The sequence below is a fragment of the Lactobacillus sp. UMNPBX15 genome (assembly GCF_002553785.1).
Lineage (GTDB): Bacteria > Bacillota > Bacilli > Lactobacillales > Lactobacillaceae > Lactobacillus > Lactobacillus crispatus.
Window position 1 is genome coordinate 40,063 of record NZ_PCYV01000004.1, and the last position, 26,621, is coordinate 66,683.

Consider the following 26,621-nt stretch of genomic DNA (forward strand, 5'->3'; position numbering starts at 1 on the left):
AAAGAAAGTTACTCGGTGTGAGTAACTTCTTTTTTATCTTAAAATTAAACTTTTAGCTTTCATCCACCAAACATGCAAGCAATATGCGGAAGTGAAAGATAAGATCCACGTTAAAATCCATGTGCCAAACAAAGTCAAGACTGGATGATAGATTGCGTGATATTGCATGTTGAGGCCGCGCCAAACTAGTTGATTCCAAAAGACATTGGATAAATATGCTCGATAAGCATAGGTAGCTAAAAAGTGAAAGACATTTAAGCTAGTCTGTGAATTTTTTCTAACTTGATGCAAGCAAAATGCGGAGATTAGTGCAATAACTGTCAAACAGTACAAGGTCATTGATGGCTTGTAATATGGAGCATTGTTAAAGTTGATAGGATGACCAAATTTTTGTAATTCAATATTAGTCCAAATGAAGCATCCAATGAATAAAATTGAAATCAGCCACCATAACTTAGTAACTAATTGATTATAATAACTTCGCAATTGCCAAGCTAGTACACCATAAACACCGTAGATAAAGAATGAAATGAACACGCGATCAAGCAGATACCAATCATGTTCATGCACGCCGTGGAAAATGTAGTAGTCGTAGAACCATAGCCAGCCGAAGTAGAGGAAAAAAGTAATGATTGCAATCCAGATTCCGCGCGTCAAGTTATGGCCGACGAAGCGGCTTAGCACCCAAAATAGCGGCATTAGGATAATGAATTGCAGCATCATCGTGTTGTACCAAAGGTGCGGTGCCGCATTACCGTTAATAAATTGCCAGCAAAATGAACCGATGCTATTAAAATGATTAACTTGTTGCACCCACGGCATCCCAAAAAGGTAAATCAATGTCCACCAAATAGTCGGCAAAAAAAGGTTAGACCAATTAGCCCGCATATGCTTGGCATATGAGAAGCTGCCTTTTTCATCATTAGTTCGAATGGTAGTGTACAAAATACCAAAGATAAAGGCTGGTGCCGTATATTTAACTAAATTATAGAAAACATCAAAAATATCTTGCACATGAGTGGGCTGTCCGGCACCCATGATCATCGACATAATTGGCTGCGATATCACAGCCGTACAGGCGAAAACCTTCAAATAATCGCCAATATCAGCTGCACTAGAGCTGTCAAACTGATATTTTTTCATAAAAATCTCTCTTTTCTTTTGAATTGTGAGATCCAAAAGAAGTTCAAGTTTAATTTAACGGTATTTTTTGAAAAAAGCAACGGCTTAAATTAATAAATATTTTGTTGCGGCATCTCTTTCTTGCAAGAAAACATTGGCAATTTCATTGCTAAAAAGACGCTGTGTATCAGTCAAATTATGATGAGGCGAATTTAAATAAATCGTGCGTCGAGGAGCTTCAGGATAAATATGAGCCTTAGTGATATTTTTAGTTTCAAAATCCTGCCAACTAATGGCTGGGATAAAACCGATTCCAATTCCGCTTGCAATTAATTGCCGCACCGTTGCTGGTTCATCGGATTGATATTGATAATTTAGTTTGATTTTGTGAGCCATTAAAAATTGATCGATAGTTTGTTGTAGTTCGGTTTCTTTATCAAGGCCAACAAAGATATATTTTTCTAAATCTTTTAATTCAATAAAATCCTTGTTAGGAAGGATGCCTTTTTTAGCGCCGATTAGTAATTCTTCGGTGGTGATGGGGATGCTATTAAAGTTAGGGATCTTGGCAGTAGAAATAATAAAGTCAAATTGTTCTAGATCTTTGGCAAAATTATTTTTCTGATGAATATTTAAACTGATATTAGGCAAGACTTCTTGCATCCGTAAAATTATTTTAGAAATTAAAGGTGAAGCCACAGTAAACAAAACATTTAGTGGGCTCTGATCAATATTTTTGGACCCCTGAACTGCTTTAATACCGCGATCAAGCAAATTTAAGCTGTCCGAAACATACGAATAAAATAGTTTGCCTTGTTGGTTTAATTTAATTGTTCTGCCTTCGCGATCAAACAATTTTACACCGATTTCTTCCTCTAACTGTTTGATGGTTTTGCTAACGGCAGATTGACTGACATAAGCTTCTTGGGCTGCCTCGGTAATTGATCCAAGAGAAGCAACCGAAATAAAGTATTTTAATGTAGTTAAATTCATTATGTTCACTCGATTCATAACTATTTGGTTAAGTATTATTCTATTTATATATTATAAATTGGCATTCAAACGTTTTAAACTAAAAATGTGAGATCCAAAGAGGTGATTATTTTGCGAAACTTATGGTTATTTCCAGGTCAAGGTGGTCAACATGCGGGGATGCTTGATCAAGTTGACCCTCGATTAAAAGAGCAAGTGGAAAAATGGACCAATGTTAAATTGTTAGATACTGCTGAAGGCTATCAAGATTCTGTGCAAATTCAGCTAAGTATTTTACTTTTGCAAATTGACCAAGTTGATCAATTAAAAAAGTTGAGTTGGCAACCGACTTTAGTTGCTGGACATTCTTTAGGAATATTTGCGGCAGCTTATGCAGCTGGCGTCATTAGTAAAGAGGATGTTTTTAAGTTAGTAGCTCTTAGGGCTAAATTGATGCGAGAATGTTATCCAAAAGGCTACGGTATGGGAGTCGTGGTTGGCCTTAGCCGCTCAGAGGTGGAAAAGTTAGTAGCCCAGATTCACTCAGATACTAATCCAGTTTATATTTCTAATCAAAATTCAGAACTGCAGAATACCATTTCTGGAAAACTTAGTGCGATTAAGCAAGTTTTAGAGTTAGCTGAAGAAAACGGTGCATCGAAAGCAAAATTGCTTCATGTCCCTAATCCGTCTCATTCACCGTTGATGCAAAAGGCGGCAGATCAATTGAATGCTTTTATCACTCAATTAGCTTTGCATAAACCAAGTTGCATATATCTAGCCAACTACAATGGCCATGCAGTCAAGAATTTGCAGGATATTACTTACGATTTGGGTAACAATGTGATTCATCCAGTGCTCTGGGAAACAATGATGCAGGTTGCGCTTGAATATCAACCAGATACTAGTTGTGAATTTTCACCTGGGACAGCTTTTACCAAACTATTAAAAGCTAAGACGGATCAATTGCATATGGTTACGTTATCGACAATGTCGGTTGATGATGCAGATTATTTATTTAATAAATGGGAGAAGAAATAATGGTAGAAGAAAAGAATTGGCATACTCATCGGGATGCGAAAAATACACGTTTAGCAAGTGCCAGTTCATTATTGAACGGCAAATTTGCTAAAACTGAAGATGTTGTTGAAGTGTTGAATACTTTGATTAAACCAGGCGACAAGGTAGTGCTTGAGGGAGATAACCAAAAGCAAGCATCATTCTTGTCAGATGCCTTAACCAAGGTTGATCCAGAACGTGTTCATGATCTACATATGATTATGTCTAGTATTTCACGTCCTGAACATCTTGATATCTTTGACTTAGGCATTGCTTCAAAGATGGACTTCTCGTTTGCTGGCCCACAAAGTACTCGTGTATCACAAATGATTGCTGATGGTACGATGACTGTTGGTGACATTCATACTTACCTTGAGTTGTTTGGTCGTTTGTTCATTGACTTAATTCCAAACGTTGTTTTAGTAGCTGCAGATAAGGTTGACCGTGAAGGTAATCTTTACACTGGTTTTAATACAGAAGAAACGCCAACGATTGTTGAAGCTGCAGCTTTCCACGATGGTATTGTCATCGTTCAAGCAAATGAAGTGGTTGATAAGTTGCCACGTGTTGATATTCCTAGCGACTGGGTTGATGTTATCATTCCAGCTGACAAACCATATCAATTGGAACCATTATTTACTCGTGATCCACAAGCAATTACTGAATTGCAAATTTTGATGGGTATGATGGCAATTAAGGGAATTTATGCTAAACACCACGTTCAAACGTTAAATCACGGTGTTGGTTTTAACACTTCCGCAATTGAACTTCTTTTACCTACTTACGGTGAACAATTAGGACTTAAGGGTAAGATTTGTCGCAATTGGGAATTAAATCCAACTCCAACTTTGATTCCAGCAATTGAAAGTGGCTGGGTACAATCAATCCACTCATTTGGTGGCGAAGTCGGGATGGAAAAATACATTGCTGCACGTCCTGATATTTTCTTTGTTGGTAAGGATGGCACCATGCGTTCTAACCGTGCTTTAGGCCAGGTTGCTGGTCAATATGCCCTTGATATGTTTGTTGGTTCTACTTTACAAATTGATCAATGGGGTAATTCTTCAACTGTTACTAATGGTCGTCTGTCTGGTTTTGGTGGTGCACCTAACATGGGTTCAAACCCAACAGGTCGTCGTCACTCAACTCAAGCTTGGCAAAGTTTAAAGCCTGATGATGATCCATTGGCTAAGGGACAAAAGTTGGTTGTACAAATGGTAGAAACTTTTGGTTCAAATAAAAAGCCTGTCTTTGTTGATCATTTGGATGCTGAAGAAGTTAGAAAAGAAGCTAAGTTGGCTAATGTACCAATTATGATTTACTCAGAAGATACCACCCATATCGTAACTGAAGAAGGTATTGCATATTTTTACAAGACCGACAGCATGGAAGAAAGAAAGGCTGCTGTTGAAGCAATTGCCGGTGTAACACCTGTTGGTTTACGTTCAAATCCAGAAGAAGTAAATAAGCTGCGTGAAAAGGGCATTGTAGCTTTACCAGAAGATTTAGGCGTACGTCGTGAAGATGCTAAGCGTTCACTTCTTGCAGCTCAAACCATGGATGATATTGTTGAATGGTCACATGGTCTTTACAATCCACCTGCAAAATTTAGATCTTGGTCATAATTTAGGAGGTACAAGAGAATGGAAAAATTACACTTTGAATATCAAAATTCTACACCTGTAAAAAGCTTCGCACATGTTGGGGTAGTAGCCTCCGGTGACTTAGAAATCTTGGTTTATCCAGCAGATGGAGATAAGACAACGTTGGATATTACTACTGGTAGCGATGGCTTCGGCAAAGTTTGGCAAAATGTCTTGGATCGTTTCTTTGCTCGCTATCCATTAAACGGTAAATTTATTGTGCACGACTTTGGTGCAACCCCTGGTGTTGTTAACTTACGTTTGACTCAAGCAATGGAGGCATTAAAAGATGAAAAATAGTTTTGTTGAATTAAATGGTCGTCAGCGTGCATTTGCATTGGTTGATGAAAATTCTGGTCGCGAATTAGTTGGTCCAGAATATGATATGATTTCACCTCACCTTGAGCCACAGAAGATTGTGCCCGAAAGTGATGATGGGGTTATCTTAGTTAAAGGTACCTTGAATGGCAAAAATGTTGTCGTGATTTCCATTGAAGGTAAATTCCAAGGTGGTGGTATTGGTGAAGTTTCCGGTGCCAAGATCGTTGCTGCTTTAGAAGAAGCCTTAGATGACAATAAGAATGGTAAGACTATCTATCCAATCATTATTTTGGATACTGGTGGTGTACGTCTTCAAGAAGCAAATTATGGCCTTTTGTCAATTTCTGAAATTCAAAATTCAGTTATCGCGTTGAAGAAATATGTTCCTGTAATTGGTTTGGTGCCGGGTAGAGTTGGTAGTTTTGGTGGTATGTCAATCACTAGTGCCGTTTTGTCATACCTAATTACTACCAAGAAGGCTAGAGTTGCCTTGAACGGACCGGAAGTTATCGAACAAGAAGCAGGCGTACGTGAATTTGACTCTAGCGATAAGGACTTAATTTGGAATACTTTGGGTACTCGTCAAAGAGTTAAGACTGGCATTGCTGATGAATTAGTTGAAGATGATGTTGAAACTATTAAGAATGCGATTTCTGAAGCAATCGATCAAAAGAAGGATGCTCACAGAACTGATAAGGCTGATTTCTATTTAACTTTGCTTGATAAGATCGATTTTTCAAAGCCATTAACTACTGAAGAATATCGCAAGATTTTCAACGAAACAAAAGCTGAAAAGCATGAAATTCCAAGTGCTGTATCTAGCAATACACCAGGTGATAAGAGCCGCGGTCGATTATGGTTCGAAAAATTAACTGGCATTAAGAATGCTAAGTCAGAATATCCAACAGTTTTAGCAGCTGAAGTTGATGGTAAAGAATATATTGCTATTGTGCCTGATAAGAATAACCGTTTCCCACGTGTATGCAACGGTGAAGTTGGTTTACAAGAAGGATTTGTCATCTCTAAGATTGTTAATAAGATTGTTGAAGAAGACAAGGATAAAGAAGTTAAACGTCCAATTATTTTAATTGTTGATGTGCCAAGTCAGGCTTATGGCTACAAGGAAGAATTAATTGGTATTCACATTGGTTTGGCTTCTAGTGCTGCTGCATATGCTAAGGCTCGTCAAGCTGGTCATCCAGTAATTGACTTTATTCCTGGGGATGCCGTTTCAGGTGGTTTCTTAGCTCACGGTTTGCAGTCTAACAGAATGATTGCTTTGGCTGATAAATCAATTACTATTCAAGCTATGTCTAAAGTATCTGCTGCTAGAATTACCCAAAGAACTATTGCTGAACTTGAAGAAGCTACTAAGCATGTTCCTGCAATGGCTTACGACATCTTCAATTATGAAAAATTGGGTGCTTTATACAAATTAGTACATGATGTTTCATCTTGGGATGCTAACGATGCTGCAGTTAAGGAAATTCATGATTTAATTGATGAAGCAATTGAAAGTACTAAGGATCAACCAACTGACTTGCATTTCCGCTATGAAACTCCAATTGCAATTGAAAGTGGACGTAAGGCTACGATTAAGATGCGCGAAATGGTTGATGATCAATGGGAAAAATAACTAATATTTGGCCGCATGATTTATTAACTTTTGCTAATAACGATGACCTAATACTAGAAAAGAATCCTTTACCTGAATGGGCAAAGGATTCTTTGTCTAAAGCTAAAATTGTTGTAGTTAGACGCGGCATAATAAAAAATAATTTAATTCCGGTAGGCTTGCGCGGTTACGAGCGTAATCAGCGTTTGGCAGGCTTTTTAAAAAAATCTAGTATAGAAAAGCAGTATCATCCAGACTATTTTATTAAGCATGAGTCTTGGCGAGATTTACCAATTGAAAGACAGAAATTAATTGCTTTTCAGGCATTGATCAAAATTGCGCCGCTTTTAGCTGATTATCAGTGGGGCATCAGCGGTTCACTTGCTTATGAAATGGCAACTGGCATAAAGATGGTTAAAGAAAGTCCAGAACATGTTAGTGATTTGGATTTAATTATGCTGGATTTACCTGAATTGAGCGTAGATGAAGCTAAAAATTTCTTGGCTAAATTAAATCAATTTGGTACACATGCGGATGTGCAAGTAGTTCATGGTGAAAATTGTTTTTCATTAGAAGAGTATTCTTTAGGTCGTGCTCAAGAGATTTTAATAAAAACTGCAACTGGTCCTATTTTAAGTGATAATCCATGGCAGGCAATTAAAGAGGAATGAAATGGATTTTGTAACTAGTGATGGAATTAGAATTAATTATCAGATAAAAGGTACAGGCAAACCAATTATTTTTGTGACCGGTTTTGGTGGTTACAAAGAAGTATGGACAGAACAAGTAGACTATTTTGCTAAGATGGGCTATCAGGTGATCACATATGATCATCGTAATTTTGGTCAGAGTCAAAGAACTGAAAAAGGCCATACTTTGCAGCGTCTGACTGATGATTTGATTGAATTGGTTCATTATTTAGATATTAATGAGGTAGCTTTCATCGGACACTCAATGGGTAGTAGTTTGCTTTATGATTTAATCAAAACAGCACCTGAATTGGCTAAACTGGTAGTAGTTGTTGATCAAACGCCATATATGTTAAACACAGCTAATTGGCAATATGGTTTCATGAATTATACGCCGAATAATTATGTAGAAGAGGCAAAAAAAGAGCCACAAGTACATGAGACACTTAATGGATTAAGCGATAAAGTTGCTTTTGCTCTAAACAAAGCAAGGATCGAGCATCCCTTCAGTAGAGCTGATAATTTTGATTTGCTGTGTGAGCATATTACTTATGATTGGCGCGAAGTTGTAAATAATAGCAACGTGCCTGTCGATGTAATTGCGGCCGTACAAAGTCCATATTATAATTCGGATTTTACTAAATGGATGATCGAGGCGAATAGTTCCATTAAGGCTGCCTTGGTCGATAATTGCGGTCATGATATTATGGCAGAGGTACCAGATCGGTTTAATCAGATTTTGCGTCATTTTTTGTTGGTTAATCATTATTTAAGTAATTAGAAAGAACAAAATGTCAGTAGAAGAAATTGCGCAAAATGCGCTAAAAGCATTGCTTTATGAAGTAGTTACCAATCCCAAGCCGGGGTTGGTAGATCCAGTCGATGTGAGTTCTCATCCTGATATGAATGTCTATATGTTCATTGATAGTAGCCTAAGCTTGGAAGAATATTTTAAGCAGGCTGCTAAAATTGGTTTTAATTTTGATGGACAAGATTTAAGGCAAATGTTTAAATTGTTGCGACAGGCAGGAATTCATGCAGAAAAAGCAATGTTTACAGCTACAAATAATGTAAATACACATAAAGGTGCAGTTTTTTCTTTAGGCTTGTTTGTTTGTGCAAGTAGTTATTGTCAAAAAAAAGGTAGTAATGAATTTGAAGTTATTCAAGCGATGACCCAAGGCTTGGTTAAGCATGATTTGGGAAAGAAAAGCGAGACTGCTGGAGAAAGACAATTTTTGCAATATGGCAAAGGCGGCGTTAGAGCGGAAGCTGAGGCAGGTTATCCATTGGTAAGGGATGTAGCTTTGCCATTTCTAGCACAGACAAGTGGCGACTTGAATACGCGCTTGCTTGATACCTTGATGAAGATTGTTAGTGAGATTGAAGATTCTAATTTGATTAAAAGGGCTGGTAATGTTGAAGTAATTGATTGGGCGCATAAGCAGGCGCAGAAATATTTGGCATTGGGTGGCTACGGCAGCCAAGCTGGTAAACAATTCATGTTAGAATTAAATCGGATTTTTAAAGAGAAAAATTATAGTCTTGGCGGCAGTGCAGATTTACTGATTATTACTATTTTTATGGGATTGCAGCGCGGAATAATATAAATTGAAAGTCATATTGCTTGGTTATTTTCAAAAAGGACACCATACTGAAAGTGAGAAAAATGATTTTTCACGAAAGGATGGGAAATGCAATGGACGATTATGTAATTGATTTTGATTCCTTGAATTACTTAAGACCAGAAACTTTGGCCATCATGAAGCTCTTGGTAAAGAAATACAATGAAAGCAAAGATGATGATGTTTTACAAGATGGAGTAGTAGTTAGCTTTGATGAATTAGCAAAAGCAGCCAAAATTCCAGTTGATAAGTTACCCGATGAAGTCTTTAAAGATCTAGATGCCGAAAGAAATCAGTTTGATGAGGAAAAGAGAGGCTATGAACCATTAGTCGCTAGTTGTTTAGCTGATGAAGAAGATCGTGAATTTAGAATTATCATTAACCACCGCTTGTTTGAATTTTAAAATAATATCAAAAAAGATCGATGATCAACGTTTTTTAACGAAGATCATCAATCTTTTATTTTTCATTAATCTAAATCCGCACCATTTGAGGCAATTACTTTTTTATACCAGTAAAAAGAATCCTTAGGGTAGCGCTTGAAGCTGCCTTTACCATAATCATCTTCATCAACGTAGATAAAGCCATAGCGTTTCTTCATTTCACCGGTACTTGCACTAACCAAATCAATGCATCCCCATGGCAAATAGCCGATTAAGTCAACACCATCATCAATGACTGCTTTTTCCATCTGCTTAATATGGTCACGGAAGTACTGAACACGGTAATCATCGTGAATTTGATGATCAGCGGTCATTTTATCGTAAGCACCAAGTCCGTTTTCTACGATAAACAATGGTTTATGCCAGCGGGTAGTCATCCAGTTCATTGCATAGCGCAAACCAACTGGATCAATTGCCCAACCCCAATCGTTGGTCTTGATATATGGATTAGAAACTAAATCCTGGTATTCACGATAGTCCATATGATCAGTGTATTTGGCAGTGAAAGACATGTAATAGGAGAATGCAATATAATCAACCGTACCATTCTTTAGTATTTGCAAATCTTTTTTAGTAATATCCAAGTGATACTCTTTTCGATCAAAGTAAACTTTTAACCAATTTGGATATTCACCATTAACGTGGACATCGCCAAAGTAGAGACGCGTGTCCATTGCACGTTGGGCAAAAAGAATATCTTCAGGTTTAGATGATGCAGGATAGATAGGGCAGAAGGCCAGCATACAGCCAATTTGTAATGATGGATCAATAGCGTGTCCGATTTGAACGGCTTCGGCACTAGCAACTAATTCATAGTGGGCTGCTTGATACATCATTTTTTCTTTGTCGTCACCTTTTTTGAAAAGCAGACCAGAATTTTTTAACACATTGCTGATATCTTCGTAATTAGCTTGGTTGTTAATTTCGTTAAAGGTCATCCAGTACTTAACTTTGTTGTGATATCTTTCAAAACACACATGAGCAAAGCGAGTGAAGAAATTAATTAAGTTTCGGTTAGACCAGCCACCGTATTCAGTTACCAAGTGATATGGCATCTCGAAGTGAGAAAGAGTGACGACGGGTTGGATACCATATTTTAACAATTCATCAAAAAGATTATCGTAGAATTTAAGTCCTGCTTCATTAGGTTGATCTTCATCACCATTAGGAAAAATTCGCGTCCATGCAATTGAAGTACGAAAGGCTTTAAAACCCATCTCTGCCATCAGTTTAATATCTTCCTTGTAGTGGTGATAAAAATCGATTCCGACATGGTTAGGATAGTATTTGTCCTTTTCGATAGTCTTTGTAATTTCACGGGGATGCTCACGATCTCCTAAGGTCATAATATCGGCGATAGAGATTCCTTTTTCGCCTTCTTGATATGCGCCTTAAAGTTGGTGGGCAGCAACGGCGCCACCCCATAAAAAATTCTTATCTAAAGTTCTAGTCATAAAAAAACTCCTTTGATTCATTGCTTACTTGCATTATATGAAATCATTTGCAAGTAAGTAAGAGAAGATGGGAGTTTTGGTATGGTTCGAAGATCTTGGAATAATAATTTATTTTTGGAACAAGGTGTTCCAGATATAAAATGCATGTCAATACAATAGAATTTTACCTAATACCGTGATAACTATTGAGTTGAAGAAAGCGGTTGCATACAATACAGAAGTGTAAGGAATAAGAAGAGTTAAGAGGAGAGAGGAGTTATCATGGGGAAATTCTTCAATAAATATATATTGCCCCCAGTAATGAAGTTTGTTAATACTAAACCAATGCTCTCATTAAGAGATGGGATGGTATTATCATTGCCATTCATTATGATTGGGTCAGTATTCTTGTTATTAGCTTCATTTCCATTACCAGCTGTTGCCAACTGGATGAATAAAAATGGCTTAACTCAGTTTTGGAGTCAAGCATACAACTGTACTTTTGGTATCGGTTCTGTTTTTAGTGTTATCGGTATTGCCTACACTTGGGCAAAGAAAGATGGAATAGATCCAATTCCAGCTGGTATTACTTCATTTGTTGTTTTTTTGATTATTATGAGTCTAACCACGGCAGTTATGCAGGGAACAAAGACTGTTATTTCTGCTAAGCAAGCTCCAGTTTTATTGTCAGCTAATTATATTGACCGTACTTGGTTAGGTGGTCAAGGAACGATTGCAGCAATTATTGTAGGTTTAATTACTGGTTGGATTTACTGCTGGTTTGTTAAGAAAAAGATCACTATTAAATTACCAGAACAAGTTCCACCTGCAGTTGCAAGCTCCTTTGTTGCATTGATTCCGGCTTCCGCATTAACAGTTATGTGGCTACTTGTATACATGTTCTTTGCAAAGTTCATGGGTACTTCAATGACTCAATGGATTTATCATACAATTCAGATTCCATTACAAGGTTTGTCTGATACCTTTGGTGGTATTATGCTAGTGGCATTCTTAATTCCATTCTTCTGGATTTTTGGTGTTCATGGTTCCAACTTGGTAGGTGGTATCGTAGGTTCAATCTTCGGTGCCAATACTCTACAAAATGCTAATATCTTTAAGGAATATGGATATGTAACTATGGCGGTCATATAGTTGTTTCAGGATTGATTGATCAATTCATTAATGTCACTGGTGCCGGAATTACTATTGGGTTAGTGGTATTCATGACATTCTTTGCTAAATCCAAGCAATTAAAGAGTGTAGGTAAATTGACCATTGTACCTGGTATCTTTAATATTAATGAACCTGTCCTCTTTGGTTTGCCAGTTGTTATGAACCCAATGTTAGCTGTACCATTTATGATTATGCCAGCTATTTCTGCAGGCTGTACTTATTGGTTAATTAAATTAGGTGTCTTGCCATATTTGAACGGGATGCAGGTCCCATGGACTACGCCACCAGTTATTTCTGGTTTTATTATTGGTGGTTGGAAAGTTGCCATTTGGCAAGCAATAGTATTGGTAATTAGTTTCTTTGTATATTTACCATTTATTAAGAGATATGACAATATGTTGTATCAACAAGAACAGGCTAAAGCGACTAAAGAAGCTAAATAAAAAGATCGATGATCACCGTTTTTTAACGAAGATCATCGATCTTTTGTTTTTCTATAATCCAAATGCAATCTTGTATAACAATGCACCGCAGATACCACCAGCAATTGGAGCAACTACTGGTACCCAGCCATAGTCCCAATGAGCTGAGCCTTTGTGTGGCAATGGACAAAGGGCATAGACAATTCGTGGACCTAAGTCTCTTGCAGGGTTTAATGCAGGACCTGTAGGACCACCAACAGCCATAACCAATGCGGTGATTAAGAAACCAACACCTATGTTGGCAATATCTTCTGATTGCTTGAAGAACATGCCACGGTATAAACCAACGGCTACAAACAAAAGAATTGCTGTACCAACAAATTCAGTGATAAAACCGTTTAACTTACTGTTGGCAGTATCACCAGTCGCAAAACTGGCAAAAACAGCATCATCACTAGTGGTTCTGCCAATGTAAGGCCAGTAGATGGCTACTAAGATTAGTTGTCCCACGATGGCACCAAGCATTTGTACCAAGATGTAAGGCATTACTTGATCCCATGGGAAGACGCCTGAACAAGCCTGAGCTAAGGTAACAGCAGGGTTTAAGTGGTTCCCTGAAATTGAACCAAAGAGCATGGCTGGGAGCATTACTCCAAACCCAAAACCGAAGGCGATCAAGAGCCACCCACCATTGGCTTGACCGTCACGGCTATTACCACCGGTATCACGTAGTACAGAATTGGCAACTGATCCGTTACCTAAAACAACTAAAATAATCGTACCGAAAAATTCGGCAAAATACTTCATTAACCAAGTATGTTCCATAATAGATACTTTCTTCTCCTCTAGTAGAAAAAATAAGTGAAAAATAGTACAACCACAAATTATACTCTTAACTCGAAAAATAGATATAGTTTTTTGTAAAAAAGCAAGAAAATAGCATTAAAAAACACTAACTTTTAAATAGTTTTAAATTAATTAAAAAGATTTACTATTTGGCTGCAATCATCACAATTTTCTAATTATCCAGCAACTCAATAAATTAGACCGTTCCAAATATGAACATTATTTAACAAGCCCTAGATAATGCCAAATCTACTTTTGACAAATAAATGCATAATCATTATATTAATTTCACAAATTTGGTATATAGCTTTATATATAATTAATATATAACTTTAAGCGCTTTCAAAATATTGTGGTACTATACAGTTGTTCACAATTAATATGCATAAAAGGAAAGAGAGTAGCAGTTAATGAGAACAATATATTTGGTGCGACATGGGCAAACTTTGTTCAATGTGCATCATAAAATACAAGGTACATGTGATTCTCCTCTGACGGAATTAGGGAGAGCGCAGGCGACAGCGGTGCGGCAGTATTTTTTGCAAAAAGAAATTAGTTTTGATGCCGCATTTTGCTCAAAGCAGGAAAGGGCAAGCGATACTTTAGAAATTATAACTGATAATCAATTGTCTTATACGCGACTGCGTGACCTGCATGAAAAATCTCATGGTGAATATGAAGGACAAGATGAATTCATGTTGCCATGGCGACGTGGCTTTAGCCGTATTAATGCCGCAATGGAGCCGGATCAACATGTTGAAGAAAGAATGGAACGAGCGATCACTAAAATCATTGATTCAACCCATGCCAACGATACAATTTTGATTGTTGGACATGGGACGGCTTTAAGGTTATTTACGCAGCGAGTAAATCCAACTTTTAAAGAATATGATAATTGCGGGATAGTAAAAATGTCTGCTGTTGATAATAACTTGAAATATTTAAGTTATGTAGCACCCGCTAAAGATGTGGTTTTAAATAAAGCAGCTAAAAATGAAATGTTAGTTGTGCGTTAACGAAAAGAGAACAAGCATGAATAGAGATAATTATATTTTGTGGTTTGATCAATTGCATCGCGATGATGTTGATTTAGTCGGTGGTAAGTCATCCTCATTAGGTGAGCTGACTTCTGAAACGAATGTCCCGGTTCCGTATGGTTTTGCGACTACTGCCATAGCTTATCGCCACTTTATGAATTATTCTGATTTAAATCAAAGAATTGATAAATTATTGGCCACTTTAACTGATCCAGAAGATTCTGAGCAATTGCATCGAATTTGCACCAAAATTAGAAAATTAATTATAGAAGCGCCGATGCCAAATGATTTAGCCTTAGAAATTAGCTGTGCTTACGATAGCTTAGCCCAAAAGATGCACCAAAATGAGCCATTCGTTGCTGTACGTTCTAGTGCAACTGCCGAAGACCTGCCTGATGCTAGTTTTGCTGGCGAACAAGATACTTATTTAAATATTCATGGTCGTGAGAATGTTTTGAAAAAGGTGCAAGAATGTTACGCTTCTCTTTTCACCGACCGGGCAACTTATTACCGAATTAAACAAAACTTTCCACAAGAAAAAGTTGCTTTATCAGCTGCGATTCAAATGATGGCCTTTTCTAAAGCAGCTGGTGTGATGTTTACGGTCAATGTAGCAACTGGTGATGACACTAAGGTTATGATTGAGGCCTCTTGGGGACTAGGCGAATACGTGGTGTCTGGAACTGTTACACCTGATAACTATGTAGTTGATAAAAATACGATGAAGATTGTACACAAAATGGTGACTAAAAAGCCAATTGAGTTGATCAGATTGCCATCGGGAGGAACAATTGAACAAAAGGTAGCACCAGATCAAGTGAATGAGCCTGCTTTGACTGATGCACAAATCATTGAATTAGCTGGTTATGCTAAAGAAATTGAAAAACATTATGGCTGCTACATGGATATGGAGTGGTCACTTGATCAAAATGATAAGTTGTGGTTAGTTCAAGCACGCCCAGAAACTGTTTGGTCACAAAAGAAAAAGCAGGAGAAAACCGATGCACCACAAGAAGCAACTACAGAACACCGAGTATTGTTAAAAGGCTTGCCAGCTTCACCTGGTTTTGTCTCAGGCAAGGTACATATTATTGATGATCCAAAAGATATCAATGAATTTAAGCAGGGCGAGGTTTTGGTCACTCTAATGACGTCGCCTGATTGGGTGCCAGCAATGAAAAAGGCGGCCGCAATTATTACCAATAATGGTGGAATGACCTGTCATGCTGCAATTGTATCACGTGAAATGCAGATACCTTGTTTAGTTGGAACAACTAGCCGTGGACAAGCTGCAACGAAAACTTTGAAAAACGGCGAGACTGTCACCGTCGATGCTAAAAATGGTGTAGTTTATGCTGGAGTTGTTAAAGACGCGGTTAAAAAAGTCGATGAAAAGCCAGCTGAGCCTGCTGCAGTTGAATATTTCCCACCAACTGCAACCAGAGTCATGATGAACTTAGGAGATCCTGATCTTGCTGAAAAATATGCATCTTTGCCAGCTGATGGGATTGGTTTAATGCGCGAAGAATTTTTATGGACGACTTATATTCACCAGCATCCCCTTTATTTGATTGAAACTGGTCATCCAGAGAGGGTAGTTAACGAACTAGCTAATGGAATCGGTAAAGTCGCGCGGGCAATGGCACCACGGCCAGTAGTTTTACGTTTTTCAGACTTTAAGTCTGGCGAATATCGCAACTTAAAGGGCGGCGACAAATATGAGCCGCATGAACCAGCAGACCTATTAGGCTGGCGCGGTGCTTCTAGATATTATGATCCAAAATATATTAATGCTTTTAAATTGGAACTTGAAGCGGTAAAAAAGGTGCGCGATGAGTTCGGATTAAAGAATTTACATGTGATGATTCCATTTTGCCGAACAGTGGATGAAGCGCGCAAAGTGACGGAAATCATGCGGACACAAGGTTTAGTTAGAAGCGCAGACTTCAAGGTTTACATGATGGCTGAAATTCCAGCTAATATTATTTTGGCGGACCAGTTCAATCAATTTATTGATGGTTATTCAATTGGTTCAAATGACCTAACGATGCTTTTACTGGGGTGCGATCGGAATAATGATGTGATTGCTGATCTTTTTGATGAAAGAAATCTTGCCGTCAAAAGGGCGATTAGACACTTGATAAAGGTTGCTCATCAAGATGGTAAGACGGTTTCGATTTGTGGTCAAGCACCATCAGAATATCCAGAATTTACTGAATTTTTAGTCAGAAGTGGCATTGATTTTGTATCAGTTAACCCTGACATGGTGAAGGCGACTAAGCTAAATGTAGCTCATTATGAGCAGAGGATCCTCCTTGATCATGCAACTGGCTTAGGTAAAAAGGATCCAAATGAATATAATTGGTAAAATTTATAATTTGATGAAAAGTCTTTGATTGCAGTATTGCAGTCAAAGGCTTTTTTAGAGTTCAATTTTGTTTTTGGGCAATTTTACATTTAATTTAGTAAAAGAGTAAGGTTGAACTAATGAAATTTCGTAAGCATCTAAGGCTAATCTCTCACTGGCAAAATCAGGGTTATATAAAGGATCGCCTACAATAGGACTTCCTAAAGAGGCAAGGTGAACGCGAATCTGGTGTGTACGACCAGTTTCAAGCGTCAATTTGACAATCGCAGTATTGTCATCATTTTTTTGTAAAACTTGATAATGAGTAACTGCTCTTAATCCAGTAGGATCGATTTTGCGTTTGCGTTGATCAAGTGGATCGTGACCAATTGGGGCATTAATCGTACCTCTTTCAGCTAAGTGATCAGCATTGATAACTTTAGCTAAATAATCGCGGTGAAAAATTTTGCTGGTTAATTCACGATTTAAAATAGGTACAACTGCAGGATTTTTAGCAATTAAAAGTAAACCACCAGTTAACATATCTAATCGATGAACAATATAGGGACTCTGACCAAGATAAGTAGTACAATCGTTCAGAGCAGTATTAGTTTCATTTAGATTAGGGTGCGTTTTTTGCCCTTTTTTCTTATTAATAATTAAAAGATTATCATCTTCATAGATAACATCGGGCATCTTACCGCTTGGTGCATAAGCCTGTTGATCACTTTCAACATGATCCAAGTTAATTTCAATTTTATCACCAGGTAAAATGTTTTGATTAAAATAGCGATAGTTGCCGTTAACTAAAATATTTTGTTCAATTCGCAAAAAATGACGCCACTTGCGAGGGATTAAAAGTTGACGTAGTACTTCATTGACAGATGCCGGAGCAAGATTTTCTGGGTAAAAAAGTGTAAAATGGAAACTCATAATAATTTCTTAAGTCTAATCTAGTTATAAACACGTGTTTTGATAGTATGGTACAATTTTCTTGTTTCTAAAAAGGAGCAATATTTAATGAATAACGACCAACCAAGAAGAGGTGGCTTTAAAGATGCTTGGCATCGATTTGATAGTCGCTTCTTTATCGGACGCTGGATTATTTTAATCCTGCTCACATTGATGCTCTTAACTTGTACCTATTATACAATTAAAGTTAAGACATCAAACATAGCTAATTTGAAGGCCTCGCTTTCAACCACAACTACAATCTATGACTACAAGGGTAAAAAAGCAGGTTCTTTATACTCGCAAAAGGGATCATTTGTGGAATATGACCAGATTTCGCCTAATATTCAAAATGCCGTAATTTCGACTGAAGATCGGACTTTTTGGAAGAACCCAGGTTTTAGTATTAAAGGCATGGCGCGAGCTGCTTTAAGTTTAGTGATTCATCACGGTCAAGTAACTGGTGGTGGTTCGACCTTAACTCAGCAGTTAGCCAAGAACTCGCTTTTGACCCAGCAGCAGACTTTTTCAAGAAAATTGGAAGAACTCTTTTTTGCAATTGAAATTAACCATGTTTACTCCAAAAAAGATATTTTAACGATGTACTTGAATAATGCTTACTTTGGTAACGGAGTTTGGGGCGTGCAAGATGCAAGTCGTCGCTATTTTGGCAAAAACGCAAGTGAACTTAATCCGAGTGAAGCCGCAACTTTAGCTGGAATTTTACGAAATCCTAGTTTTTATAATCCGGTTGATCACATGTCAAATGCTTTAGCAAGACGAAATTTAATCTTAAACTTGATGGTGGATAATAATAAGTTGACAGCGGCTCAAGCTAAAATGTATCAAAAGCAAGGATTAACTTTGCGGAATACTTTTCAAAATAAAAACGGCTATCGCTATCCTTACTTCTTTGATGCTGTAGTTGACGAGGCAATCTCTAAATATGGCTTAACTGAAGAACAAGTCATGAATAAGGGGCTTAAAATTTATACTACTTTAAATCAAAATTATCAGGGTAAATTGCAGGATACTTTTGAGCAAAGCTGGCTTTTCCCACAAAATGGTAGTGATGGAACTGAAAGCCAAGGCGCTAGCGTGGCAATGGACCCAAGTACTGGTGCTGTTCGGGCAATCATCGGTGGTCGCGGTAAGCACGTCTTCCGGGGTTACAATCGTGCAACGCAGATGAAGCGGCAGCCAGGGTCATCAATCAAGCCGTTGGCAGTATATGCCCCAGCTTTACAAAATGGCTATCACTATGACTCGCAACTATCGAACAAGTTGCAGAAATTTGGTAAAAATGGCTATGAACCGCATAATGTGGACAATGGCTATTCTAATACAATTCCAATGTATGAAGCTTTAGAACAAAGTAAAAATGTGCCAGCTGTTTGGCTATTGGATAAGATTGGTGTAAGTAAAGGCGTGCAATCTGTTGAAAACTTTGGAATTAAGGTACCAAAGAGTGACCGTAATTTAGCGCTTGCCTTAGGTGGATTATCTTCAGGTGTTTCGCCAATTCAGATGGCACGTGCATATTCAGCTTTTGCCAACAAGGGTAATTTGCCTAATAATTCTTTCTTTATTACCAAAATTACTGATGCTTCGGGTAACGTTTTAGCCGAAAATAATAATCCAAGCAGCCACCGCGTTATTTCTGAAAATACTGCTAAAGAAATGACGACTATGATGCTCGGCGTTTTCACTAATGGTACAGGCCGCTCTGCTCAGCCAAATGGCTTCCGTGTAGCTGGGAAGACTGGGTCAACTGAAGTACCTAACTCATATGGATTTGGTACCAAGGACCAGTGGATCGTCGGTTATACGCCTGACATTGTACTTGCTACCTGGGTTGGTTTTGACCACACTAACAAGCAACACTACATGCAGGGCATTTCTGAAACAGGAATTACGCGTTTATATAAGGCTGAGATGGAAGGAATTTTGCCGTACACCGCGCAAACTGAATTCACGGAGAAGGCACCTAACCAGATTGTGAAGAATAATGGTTCTAATGATGACTGGACTAATGGATTAGGTGAAAAAATTCAAGATGGACTCGGTTCTGCAGGACAGAAAATCAATGAATGGTATAATAGCCTTAAAGGCTTATTTGGCCAATAAAATTTAGGAGGACTAGATGGTTAACATTTACGATGCTGCTAACAAGTTAGCAGAAGATTTGACTCAAACTGATCAATACAAGAAGTTGCAAGAAGCAATTAAAGCTGTTGAAGATGATAAGGATGCTTCAGCTTTATTCAAAAAGATGGATGAATTGCAAAATAAGATCATGCAAGCACAACAAGCTGGTCAACCACTTTCAGCTGAAGATCAACAAGCTTACAAGGACTTAAATGATCAAGTTCAAAAGAATGATAAAATTGTTTCACTTCTTACGAATGAACAGGGTTTGTACGATTTGCTTGGTGAAGTACAAAAAGCTTACACTAAGCCAATTAATGATCTTTATGAAGATCTTAGAAATTAATATTCGCGATGAAATTTATTCACTTTGCGGATGCGCACTTAGATAGTCCATTTCGTGGGCTATCTTTTTTGCCATCTGAGGAATTTAACCATATCTATCAGGCAGCTGATCAGTCGCTAAAAAGAATTGTCGACCTAGCATTAGCTGAAAAAGTTGATTTAGTTTTAATAGCAGGGGATACCTTTGATAGCAGTCAGCCGTCACCACGGGCTCAGTTGTTTTTTGCTGAGCAAGTGAAGAGATTAACTGATGCACAAATTCAGGTAGTGATGATTTTTGGTAATCATGACCACATGAAGCAAGAAGATCTGCTAGTTAGTCCCAGTCCTTACTTTAAATTGTTAGGCAATAATGAAACAGTAGAGCAAGCTACTTTTACTACGGATGCGGGTTTTAACTATGACGTAATCGGCTTTTCATATCTGAATAACCATATCACTGAGGATAAAATCCCAGAATTTCCAGCAAAAGGAAAAAATTATACTTTTGGTTTAATGCATGCTCAAGAGAAATCAGCTACTGCTAGTCAGAATGTGTATGCACCGTTTACAGTTGATGAGTTGCAAAACTTGAATTATGACTATTTTGCTTTGGGTCATATTCATGCGAGAAATAATTTAAGTAGTACGCCGTGGATTGTTTATCCAGGTAACATTCAAGGTCGCCACATTAATGAGATGGGGGCCAAGGGATGCTATCTAGGTGAGATTGATGAAAATAGTGGTAAGACTACTATTGATTTTAAAGAAACAGGGCCAATTTTATGGCAAGGGACAAAAATTAATCTTGAAGGAGCTATCAGTAAAGCTGACTTACAAGCAAAAATTATTGCCAAGCTTGAATCTGGACAAAAAACGTACTTTAGTTTGACGATTGCTGGTGCGCAATATTTGAGTACCGAAGAACGCGATTTGGTTCAGGATCCTGATTTTTGGCAAACTATTTCTCAATCGCTGCCATTTGCTTCTCAGTTAGTTGATGTGCGCTTTGTTGTGAATACTAGTTTAAAGTTAAATGACAATGACCAACAAGCCTTCCAAGCTGCCAAAGAAGAGTTATTTGCACCAGCTGAATTCAAGCAAATTGTTAGTGACTGGCAAAAAAAGGATCCAGAAGCTGCTAAATTAGCGGCTGATCCAGACTTTATTGCGGCGGTTAAGAATCTAACAGAAGTAAAACTAATGAGTAAATTGAAAGGAATTAAGGATGAGACTGAAACAAATTAAGATTATTAACTTTGGGCAGTTCTCGAATAAAACCTTCGATTTGCCTAGTGATCAAATTAATGTTTTCTTTGGTGCCAATGAAGCTGGTAAAAGTACAACGGTAGCTTTTATTAAACAGATCTTATTTGGCTTTCATTTGAGAAGTAACTCTTCACCGTTTTTTGAAGATTATACGCCGCTAGCTCATGTTAGTCCGATGGGCGGTAATTTAGTTTTTACTGCAGCTGATGGTGAATACGAACTTGAGCGACTCTATGCTAAAGGTGACAAGACTAAAAAGGGAATTTTAACCGTCAAAAAAGATGGTCAAGTTGTACCTGAGAGTGTATTTTTTGATCAGATTCAAAATATTGATGGCTCTTTTTACGCTGATAGTTTTATTTTTAACCAAGAAATGCTGGGTCAGGTTAACAGTTTAAGTCAAGAGGATTTGCTTGAGCGAATTTATTACTTGGGAGCAGCAGATTCTAGCAAGTTGCTGGAAATGCGCGACGACTTTGCTAAAGAAGCAGGTAAGCTTTTTAAAAAGACAGGTAAAAAGCCCGAAGTAAACCGTCTGCTTAAGGAAATGACTGATCAACGTGATAAATTAGCGCAGACTAAAAATGAGTTTAATGATTATGAACAGCTGCACCAAGATTTTGTACAAAAAAGAGCGGCATTAAACAGACAAAAAAAAGATCTGGCTGTTTTACAAAAACAAGAACAAGATTTGCATGATTTGCAAAAAGAAATGGGCAATTATCAGACGCTGCTTGATTTGCAAAAACAGGTCAAGGATATCGACTTTAATGGTCAAAATTATCAAAAAGCCCAAGATATTATGGCTCAGGGACGTAATTTGCAAAAGACGATTCAATCGGTAGAAGCGCAGTTGCAGGACCTGGGTGAAAACGATCAATCTGATTTTACGCTAGAGAAGAAGCTAATCCAGCAGAAGCCTCAACTCTTGCAGTGGCAAGCGGAATATCGTAATTGTTTGCAAAAGGCTGACCAATTGAAGCAGGAGAAAGAGCAACTATTAGCTTTGACACCTGAGTTAAAAAATCTACTCAAGTTGACACCAGAGCAAATTGAACAAATGCAGGCAGACTATCAAGCTTTGCCAGGTGCTGTCAATGAGCCTGCTTATGTAACTACTAATGACAAGCTTTGGTATGTTATCGGTGCAGTGTTAGCGGCATTAGGTGTAGTTCTTTTGGTAGCGTTGGGTACAGTTGGTGTAATTGCATTAATTACTGGACTAATTTTCCTAGCAGCAGGATACTTAAAAAATAGTAACCAAAATAAGCAAAATGCGGCAGTATTAGAAAAGCAAAAGCTGGTTGCTCAAAAACGCCAAGCTTTCCAAACAAAATATGGATTGAATCCTGATACGCTAAACTTAAATAGCTTACTAACTAATCTGAATCAATATCAAATCAAAAAGAATGCCGCACAGACTAATAATAAGCAAGTAACTGTTTTGAATCAGAATGTGGCTCAACTGGCCTCAAGTGTCCAAAATGCATTGAAGCAACCGATTGATAATGACTTTAGTCAAGTTTTGAATGGTTTGGACGAACTTGAGACACAAATTAGTGAAAAACAAGAATTGTTTCAAAGAAAATCCAGCTTAACTGCATCACTAAAGCAGGACAAGCAAGATTTGAAAGAATTGGGTCTGAAATTACAGGCACTTTTTGCCCAAGTTAATGTGGAAAATATGGCAGGTTACGATCAGCTTTATCAAGATTCACTTAATCAGGCTAAACTGAAGACGCAGATTGCGGCCTTGAAGGAATCGTTAGGCGATGATCTTCAACAGCTGCAAACGCAGACAAATTCAACCGAATTAGCAGATAAATTAACGGCTTTGACTGAACAAATTAGTACTAAGAATGCAGAAATTAATGAACTTCAGAGTCAAGTTGCTCAGTTGCAAGTGCAGTTAGACAATTTAGCTGATTCTACTGCGGTGTTTAAGGCTAAGCAGGATCTGGCTAATACAGAAACCAATTTTGTCCAGAGCAGTAAAGAATACTTGGCTAACTTGTTTGCGGCAAGGTGGATCAGTCGCTCGCTTGACTTGGCATCTAATGAACGGTTCCCCAAGATGCTTAAGGCGGCTCAGGAATACTTAGCTTTGCTAACGGGCGGCAGATATGTTGGGATTAATTTAGATAAGAAGCTAACAGTAGTCAGAAGTGATGGTAAAAAGCGCGAAGTAAAATACTTGTCACGGGGGACTGCTGAGCAATTATACTTTGCCTTGAAGTTAGCTTTTATTGAGCAGATCAAGGATAAAATTAATTTGCCAATCTTGATTGATGATTCGTTTGTAAACTTTGATGATCAGCGAGTCAGCTATATCGATCAGTTATTGCAAAAGATTAGCGAAAACAATCAAGTTTTAATTTTCACAGCTCAAAAGAATTTAGTTGATCAGCTTGGGATTGAGCCATTAACTTTTACGAAAGGAACACAGGATGCTTAAGAGATTGTTAGATTACAACGATGGAGAAGAAATGGACATTGTTGTTTTGATTAAAAACTCACAGTTGCGTCATAATAAAAAGAATAAGTTGTTTTTAGCGATGCAATTCAGTGATGGCTCAGGCGAGATTCGCGGTAATTACTGGGATGCTAACAATCAAGATGCAGCAATTTTTTCAACTGGGACAATCGTTGAGTTGAATGGCAAAAGAGAAGAATATCAGGGTCGCCCCCAGATTAGGATCTATTCTCTGCGCGTGGTCGGTTCACAAGAAGGCTATGAATTAGATCAATTTATTAAATCAGCGCCGGAACCAGTTAATGAGATGGAAGCTGAAATTAATAAATTTGTGATGCAGATTGATAATCCTACCTGGACAAAAATTGTGAAGTATTTACTTCAAAAATGGCATGATCGTTTTTATGATCATCCTGCTGGTAAAAGCAACCACCATGCGGTCCGCGGAGGTTTAGCTTTTCATACTTTATCAATGCTTAAGGATGCCAAAGGTTTGGCTGATAATTATGAGCAAGTGAATAGATCGCTACTTTATGCGGGATGCATTTTGCATGATATGGGAAAAGTACTGGAACTTTCAGGTCCTGCCGCAACTCAATACACGACTGAAGGCAATTTGGTTGGGCATCTGGTTTTAATTGATGAACAAATTATGCTGGCCGCTCAGGATATGAAGATGAATCTGGAGTCGGAAGATTTACTCTTATTGCGGCATATGGTGCTTAGTCACCATGGCCGCTTTGAATATGGTTCACCCAAATTGCCGGCATTGCTAGAAGCGGAATTATTGCACCGAATTGATGATTTAGATGCTGCAGTTTATGCAGTAACGAATGCCCTGCAGCATACGCCTAAAGGCGAGTTCACCGAGCCACTACTGAGTCAAGATGGCAAGCGATATTATCGACCGATGCACGATTCAGCGCTAGATAACGCAAAACATTTAGAATAAGAAATAAGCATCACTGCAGTTGATTTGCAGGGATGCTTATTTTGTTGAAAAATTGAACTAGAGTTTTATTATAATTTCATAGTATAATAAATCTAATTTATAGGGGAGTAAAAAGGATGGATATTGCTGAAATTACTAAAATGATTGAGGCGGTTAAACAAATAATAGAAAAGAATGATTACATTGATTTGCCGCTATTTCAGAATTCTAGTCAATTAAGGTTAAAAGGAAATAATTATAATTTTATACTTGATTTGAATAGAAAAGGACATAGACGTCCTAAATGTACTTTTCAATTAAGGGAAAAGAGAAATAAGGAACAGCCATTAGTTAGAGTAGATATTATTGGACGTCCTCATCAAAATCCTGTTGGAGACTTTAAATGGTCAAATAAAGTCATTCCTTGTCCTCATTTGCATAGAGCGGATTTTCCAAAATATGGTACACATGTAGCTGTACCACTTTTGGAAAAGAACGAAAATTTTCAATTGAGTCAGAATGATTTAAATAACTTGTGTGAATGCTTGAAGAAGACATTAAAGTTTTTGAATGTTGATAATATAAATTCATATAATTTTCGAGAACAGGAAAGTTTATTTTAAAGAAAGGGGGGAGAACAGTTAAATATGTTTGATGTAGAGAAAATGAAGAAAATATATTTTGACTGGATAGATAAAAAGATTCAATTTGTCCCTTCTAAAAATCAGGATTATATGACTATCACTACACCTTTTTTAGATATGTACAATGATTATATAGAATTAGTGATTGCACAAGGAAATACATCAAAATATATAATTAGTGATGATGGGTATACTATTAATGAGTTAGGGTTATTAGATATTAATTTAAACAGAAAATCTAAACGTAGGAACTACTTTCAATCGATTTTGATTAATTTTGGTGTGAAAAATCAGAATAATGAATTAATAATTGAATTTGATGACTTAGCCCAATTTCCAGATGCACAAAATAGGTTAACTCAATGTATGTTGCAAGCTTTTGATTTATTACAGACTTCTAAAAATAGTGTTATTAAGTATTTTAAAGAAGATGTAACAAATTATTTTATTGATAATAATATTCCAGTAGGAGAAGATTTGAGTTTACTAGGAAAAAGCGGACGGAATTCTAAGTTTGATATTGTGGTTGGACGTACAAGAAAAAAACCGCAACAAGCTATTAAGGTGGTGAATACGCCTATTAATTCTAATATAGCTAACCCTTTATTTAGAATTATTGATGTACGAGAAAGCCAACCTAAAACAGAATTTTCAGTTATTGCGAACAATATTAATAGTCCTGTTTCTAGTGATTTTAAGTCTGCCTTTAAGAACTATAATATTCCTGTTTATTCTTGGTCAGAAAGAGAGCAATGGCTTTCCAAATTTAAATTGGCAATGTGATAGTTGATTAAAGGTGTTGAGCTGAAATTGTAAATAATATTAGTTCTAGCATTAGGCAATATGGAACATTTAGAATAAGAAATAAGCATTACTGCAGTTGATTTGCAGGGATGCTTATTTTGTTTTGGTGAAAAATTGTGTCAATAATTTTTTGAACAAAGTTATTGACAAATTAGCTGAAGAATAATAACATGTTTATACAATTGAAAAGCAGAGATGTTTTTGGATAGATTAGAGACTTGTCTCCTTTCTATTTTTTTATTGATAAAAAGTTCAAGAGGTATACATTGATTTCCTCTTGGACTTTTTTGATGCATTGAATTGCTAAAGATGTTATAAAAATTAGGGTAG

The 26,621-nt window shown here is 37.3% G+C and carries 21 protein-coding genes and 2 pseudogenes; 18 read left to right on the plus strand and 5 right to left on the minus strand.

What is annotated here, in order from left to right; all coding sequences use genetic code 11:
- Window positions 1-33: 33 nt before the first annotated feature.
- Window positions 34-1,143: an acyltransferase family protein gene (locus CP366_RS02145; RefSeq protein WP_089147990.1), complete on the minus strand. Its 1,110-nt coding sequence runs from the start codon at window positions 1,141-1,143 to the stop codon at window positions 34-36.
- An 84-nt stretch (window positions 1,144-1,227) separates the two neighbouring features.
- Window positions 1,228-2,115 (minus strand): LysR family transcriptional regulator, encoded by an 888-nt coding sequence (locus tag CP366_RS02150; RefSeq protein ID WP_013086724.1) that lies wholly within the window; start codon window positions 2,113-2,115, stop codon window positions 1,228-1,230.
- Between the two features lie 102 nt (window positions 2,116-2,217).
- Here CP366_RS02150 and CP366_RS02155 point away from each other — a divergent pair, with 102 nt between their 5' ends.
- The 8 genes from CP366_RS02155 to CP366_RS02190 all read left to right on the plus strand — a co-directional run bounded on the left by CP366_RS02155 (window position 2,218) and on the right by CP366_RS02190 (window position 9,450).
- On the plus strand, window positions 2,218-3,135 hold the full coding sequence (locus CP366_RS02155; RefSeq protein ID WP_308197575.1) for an acyltransferase domain-containing protein: 918 nt from the start codon (window positions 2,218-2,220) through the stop codon (window positions 3,133-3,135).
- Window positions 3,135-4,778, plus strand: coding sequence for a malonate decarboxylase subunit alpha (gene mdcA, locus CP366_RS02160; RefSeq protein ID WP_089147988.1), 1,644 nt, complete (start codon window positions 3,135-3,137; stop codon window positions 4,776-4,778). Before CP366_RS02155 ends, mdcA begins: the two co-directional genes overlap by 1 nt.
- Window positions 4,779-4,796: 18 nt before the next feature.
- Complete coding sequence (locus CP366_RS02165) at window positions 4,797-5,096, plus strand: malonate decarboxylase subunit delta (RefSeq protein ID WP_013086721.1); 300 nt, start codon at window positions 4,797-4,799, stop codon at window positions 5,094-5,096.
- Window positions 5,086-6,753: a biotin-independent malonate decarboxylase subunit beta gene (gene mdcD, locus CP366_RS02170; protein WP_089147987.1), complete on the plus strand. Its 1,668-nt coding sequence runs from the start codon at window positions 5,086-5,088 to the stop codon at window positions 6,751-6,753. The genes CP366_RS02165 and mdcD overlap by 11 nt, the downstream gene beginning before the upstream one ends.
- A complete protein-coding gene (locus CP366_RS02175) occupies window positions 6,741-7,403 on the plus strand; it encodes a malonate decarboxylase holo-ACP synthase (protein ID WP_013086719.1) in 663 nt (220 codons plus the stop codon). The genes mdcD and CP366_RS02175 overlap by 13 nt, the downstream gene beginning before the upstream one ends.
- A gap of 1 nt (window position 7,404) precedes the next feature.
- Complete coding sequence (locus CP366_RS02180; protein ID WP_089147986.1) at window positions 7,405-8,202, plus strand: alpha/beta fold hydrolase; 798 nt, start codon at window positions 7,405-7,407, stop codon at window positions 8,200-8,202.
- A 10-nt stretch (window positions 8,203-8,212) separates the two neighbouring features.
- Window positions 8,213-9,031 (plus strand): triphosphoribosyl-dephospho-CoA synthase, encoded by an 819-nt coding sequence (locus tag CP366_RS02185; protein WP_089147985.1) that lies wholly within the window; start codon window positions 8,213-8,215, stop codon window positions 9,029-9,031.
- An 89-nt stretch (window positions 9,032-9,120) separates the two neighbouring features.
- Window positions 9,121-9,450, plus strand: a complete 330-nt coding sequence (locus tag CP366_RS02190; protein ID WP_013086716.1) for a hypothetical protein — start codon at window positions 9,121-9,123, stop codon at window positions 9,448-9,450.
- A 65-nt stretch (window positions 9,451-9,515) separates the two neighbouring features.
- Here the strand turns inward: CP366_RS02190 and CP366_RS02195 are convergent.
- A pseudogene (locus tag CP366_RS02195) lies at window positions 9,516-10,943 on the minus strand (6-phospho-beta-glucosidase).
- 261 nt (window positions 10,944-11,204) lie between these two features.
- Between CP366_RS02195 and CP366_RS02200 the strand changes: the two are divergent.
- A pseudogene (locus CP366_RS02200) lies at window positions 11,205-12,538 on the plus strand (PTS sugar transporter subunit IIC).
- Between the two features lie 51 nt (window positions 12,539-12,589).
- Here the strand turns inward: CP366_RS02200 and CP366_RS02205 are convergent.
- Window positions 12,590-13,342 (minus strand): MIP/aquaporin family protein, encoded by a 753-nt coding sequence (locus tag CP366_RS02205; RefSeq protein ID WP_089147984.1) that lies wholly within the window; start codon window positions 13,340-13,342, stop codon window positions 12,590-12,592.
- Between the two features lie 431 nt (window positions 13,343-13,773).
- Here CP366_RS02205 and CP366_RS02210 point away from each other — a divergent pair, with 431 nt between their 5' ends.
- Window positions 13,774-14,379 (plus strand): histidine phosphatase family protein, encoded by a 606-nt coding sequence (locus tag CP366_RS02210; RefSeq protein ID WP_005723483.1) that lies wholly within the window; start codon window positions 13,774-13,776, stop codon window positions 14,377-14,379.
- A gap of 16 nt (window positions 14,380-14,395) precedes the next feature.
- Entirely contained in the window at window positions 14,396-16,768 is a 2,373-nt protein-coding gene (gene ppsA / locus CP366_RS02215; protein WP_089147983.1) for a phosphoenolpyruvate synthase, read from the plus strand.
- 54 nt (window positions 16,769-16,822) lie between these two features.
- On the opposite strand, the gene CP366_RS02220 is transcribed toward ppsA, so the two are convergent.
- Window positions 16,823-17,680, minus strand: a complete 858-nt coding sequence (locus tag CP366_RS02220; RefSeq protein ID WP_005718094.1) for an RluA family pseudouridine synthase — start codon at window positions 17,678-17,680, stop codon at window positions 16,823-16,825.
- Between the two features lie 87 nt (window positions 17,681-17,767).
- Here CP366_RS02220 and CP366_RS02225 point away from each other — a divergent pair, with 87 nt between their 5' ends.
- The 7 genes from CP366_RS02225 (at window position 17,768) to CP366_RS02255 (ending at window position 26,270) form a co-directional block, all read left to right on the plus strand.
- Entirely contained in the window at window positions 17,768-19,825 is a 2,058-nt protein-coding gene (locus CP366_RS02225) for a PBP1A family penicillin-binding protein (RefSeq protein ID WP_057726724.1), read from the plus strand.
- A 16-nt stretch (window positions 19,826-19,841) separates the two neighbouring features.
- Window positions 19,842-20,192, plus strand: coding sequence for a YlbF family regulator (locus tag CP366_RS02230; protein ID WP_005718098.1), 351 nt, complete (start codon window positions 19,842-19,844; stop codon window positions 20,190-20,192).
- Between the two features lie 8 nt (window positions 20,193-20,200).
- The gene (locus CP366_RS02235) at window positions 20,201-21,418 is read left to right on the plus strand and encodes a DNA repair exonuclease (RefSeq protein WP_013086710.1); all 1,218 of its coding nucleotides are present in this window, start codon (window positions 20,201-20,203) and stop codon (window positions 21,416-21,418) included.
- The gene (locus CP366_RS02240) at window positions 21,399-23,894 is read left to right on the plus strand and encodes an AAA family ATPase (protein ID WP_089147982.1); all 2,496 of its coding nucleotides are present in this window, start codon (window positions 21,399-21,401) and stop codon (window positions 23,892-23,894) included. Before CP366_RS02235 ends, CP366_RS02240 begins: the two co-directional genes overlap by 20 nt.
- Window positions 23,887-24,864 (plus strand): 3'-5' exoribonuclease YhaM family protein, encoded by a 978-nt coding sequence (locus CP366_RS02245; protein WP_089147981.1) that lies wholly within the window; start codon window positions 23,887-23,889, stop codon window positions 24,862-24,864. Before CP366_RS02240 ends, CP366_RS02245 begins: the two co-directional genes overlap by 8 nt.
- 116 nt (window positions 24,865-24,980) lie before the next feature.
- Window positions 24,981-25,466 (plus strand): hypothetical protein, encoded by a 486-nt coding sequence (locus CP366_RS02250; protein WP_060462899.1) that lies wholly within the window; start codon window positions 24,981-24,983, stop codon window positions 25,464-25,466.
- A gap of 24 nt (window positions 25,467-25,490) precedes the next feature.
- Complete coding sequence (locus CP366_RS02255; RefSeq protein WP_089143113.1) at window positions 25,491-26,270, plus strand: DUF1828 domain-containing protein; 780 nt, start codon at window positions 25,491-25,493, stop codon at window positions 26,268-26,270.
- Window positions 26,271-26,621 lie beyond the last annotated feature (351 nt).

Coding starts and splice junctions, on each gene's coding strand:
- CP366_RS02230 (WP_005718098.1), top strand. CDS start 19,842: ATGGTTAACATTTACGATGCTGCTAACAAGTTAGCAGAAGATTTGACT.
- CP366_RS02225 (WP_057726724.1), top strand. CDS start 17,768: ATGAATAACGACCAACCAAGAAGAGGTGGCTTTAAAGATGCTTGGCAT.
- CP366_RS02150 (WP_013086724.1), bottom strand. CDS start 2,115: ATGAATTTAACTACATTAAAATACTTTATTTCGGTTGCTTCTCTTGGA.
- CP366_RS02185 (WP_089147985.1), top strand. CDS start 8,213: ATGTCAGTAGAAGAAATTGCGCAAAATGCGCTAAAAGCATTGCTTTAT.
- CP366_RS02175 (WP_013086719.1), top strand. CDS start 6,741: ATGGGAAAAATAACTAATATTTGGCCGCATGATTTATTAACTTTTGCT.
- ppsA (WP_089147983.1), top strand. CDS start 14,396: ATGAATAGAGATAATTATATTTTGTGGTTTGATCAATTGCATCGCGAT.
- CP366_RS02145 (WP_089147990.1), bottom strand. CDS start 1,143: ATGAAAAAATATCAGTTTGACAGCTCTAGTGCAGCTGATATTGGCGAT.
- CP366_RS02235 (WP_013086710.1), top strand. CDS start 20,201: ATGAAATTTATTCACTTTGCGGATGCGCACTTAGATAGTCCATTTCGT.
- CP366_RS02190 (WP_013086716.1), top strand. CDS start 9,121: ATGGACGATTATGTAATTGATTTTGATTCCTTGAATTACTTAAGACCA.
- CP366_RS02240 (WP_089147982.1), top strand. CDS start 21,399: ATGAGACTGAAACAAATTAAGATTATTAACTTTGGGCAGTTCTCGAAT.
- CP366_RS02220 (WP_005718094.1), bottom strand. CDS start 17,680: ATGAGTTTCCATTTTACACTTTTTTACCCAGAAAATCTTGCTCCGGCA.
- mdcA (WP_089147988.1), top strand. CDS start 3,135: ATGGTAGAAGAAAAGAATTGGCATACTCATCGGGATGCGAAAAATACA.
- CP366_RS02180 (WP_089147986.1), top strand. CDS start 7,405: ATGGATTTTGTAACTAGTGATGGAATTAGAATTAATTATCAGATAAAA.
- mdcD (WP_089147987.1), top strand. CDS start 5,086: ATGAAAAATAGTTTTGTTGAATTAAATGGTCGTCAGCGTGCATTTGCA.
- CP366_RS02255 (WP_089143113.1), top strand. CDS start 25,491: ATGTTTGATGTAGAGAAAATGAAGAAAATATATTTTGACTGGATAGAT.
- CP366_RS02250 (WP_060462899.1), top strand. CDS start 24,981: ATGGATATTGCTGAAATTACTAAAATGATTGAGGCGGTTAAACAAATA.
- CP366_RS02245 (WP_089147981.1), top strand. CDS start 23,887: ATGCTTAAGAGATTGTTAGATTACAACGATGGAGAAGAAATGGACATT.
- CP366_RS02205 (WP_089147984.1), bottom strand. CDS start 13,342: ATGGAACATACTTGGTTAATGAAGTATTTTGCCGAATTTTTCGGTACG.
- CP366_RS02165 (WP_013086721.1), top strand. CDS start 4,797: ATGGAAAAATTACACTTTGAATATCAAAATTCTACACCTGTAAAAAGC.
- CP366_RS02210 (WP_005723483.1), top strand. CDS start 13,774: ATGAGAACAATATATTTGGTGCGACATGGGCAAACTTTGTTCAATGTG.